Raw genomic sequence first — 1529 nt, forward strand, 5'->3', positions numbered from 1 at the left:
CCGGGTGGGATCTGAAGCCGCAGGGTATTCAGGGTGTGCTGAAGACGACGGGTGAGACGGCGGGGAAGATCGAGACGTACGCGAAGTCGTACGGTGAGCATCTGACGTCGGCGGCGACGAGTGCGGGCACGATCACCGCGGAGGGCGGTGGTGAGGGTGGGGAGAAGGCCGGTGGGGGTCTGGTCGCTCTCGCGCTGTCGCAGTACGCCGAACACGCCACGACGGACCTGAAGTTCATCGCCGCCCGGGCCGGGAAGTCGTTGACCGGTGCGGTCGATGCGACGACCGCGTACTTGAACGGTGACCTGGAGATGGCCGCCGAGTCGCAGCGCAAGGCCCTGGGGATCCCGGATCTGGATCTGACGAAGCCCGGGGTGCAGACCAAGTGATCAAGCCGGAAGCGATACCGCAGTTCACCGGTGACCTGGGGCAGCTGGAGAAGGACTACGGCAGCCTGAAGACCGACGCCGGGCACATCCGCGGCACCGGGTCCGACGTCCATACCCAGTTCCAGGGCCTGTCCGCGTATTACCAGGCGCCCGAGGCGGAGAAGCTGTTCGCGTCGACGAAGCCGGTCCAGGACCGGGCCGACACCTTCGCCGACGACCTGGAAAAGGTCTCCACCGCCCTGTCGGACTACGCCACCGAAGTCCGTCCGCTGGTCACGAAACTCGCGCAGCTCAAAACGGATGCGACGACGTTCGTGAACAAGGTCAAGGACGACGACGACTGGGAGTACGACGAAGACAAGATCGACGAGCACAACCAGCTCCGCGACGACGTCACCACCACCGTCGCCGCGTTCTGGGCCGCCGAACGCACCTGCCACAACAAGATCACCTCCCTGTTCGGCGGGACCCAGATGGTCGCCGGCGACGGATCCGACCGAAAAGACCAGTACGGGTTCAACGCCGACGACCTCAAGAACGCGAAACTCCCCTGGGGCGACCCCATGGAGGAGAAACACCACGTCTGGGAAGTCGGCCACTGGGTCAAGTCGTTCGTCTGGGACGGACTGATCGTCGACGGGATCTGGGGCACCATCAAGGGCCTGGGCACCCTCGTCGGGTTCGGCGGCTGGGACGCCATGGGCCAGGCCTGGAAAGGCCTCGCCCAACTCGCCACCGGCCTCGCGATCACCTCGATCCCCGGCGCAAGCACCCTGTTCTGGACCCTCCCCGACGACAAACTCCCCTCCTGGCTACGCGACTCACGCACCGCGATGAAAGAAACCGGGAAAGCACTCGTCGCCTGGGACGAATGGGGCAAGAACCCCGGACGCGCCGCCGGAGCCGTCACCTTCAACGTCCTGACCACCGTCTTCACCGGCGGCGCAGGCGCCGGAGTCTCCGGAGCCGGCAAAGCCGGCGCCGTCGCCAAGGTCCTCTCCGTCGCCGGCAAAGCCGGCAAGGTCATCGACCCCATGACCTACATCGCCAAAGGCGCAGGCGCAGGACTCTCCAAAATCGGCGACATCACCAAAGGCCTCAAGGGGATCGGCAACGTCGAGATCCCCACGCTGCCCGACG

Annotated in this window: 1 protein-coding gene and 1 pseudogene; both read left to right on the forward strand. The window is 65.9% G+C overall.

Annotation, left to right across the window (positions count from 1 at the left end; genetic code table 11):
* On the forward strand, window positions 1-389 hold a 389-nt coding region (locus ACFYP5_RS38640; RefSeq protein WP_389044738.1), incomplete at its 5' end, for a DUF6507 family protein.
* Window positions 386-1529 (forward strand): annotated as a pseudogene (locus ACFYP5_RS38645) (protein phosphatase); the annotation flags it as partial. The gene ACFYP5_RS38640 and the pseudogene ACFYP5_RS38645, both read left to right, overlap by 4 nt.

Origin of the sequence: Streptomyces sp. NPDC005262, from assembly GCF_042872425.1 — a bacterium.
Classification (GTDB): Bacteria; Actinomycetota; Actinomycetes; order Streptomycetales; family Streptomycetaceae; genus Streptomyces.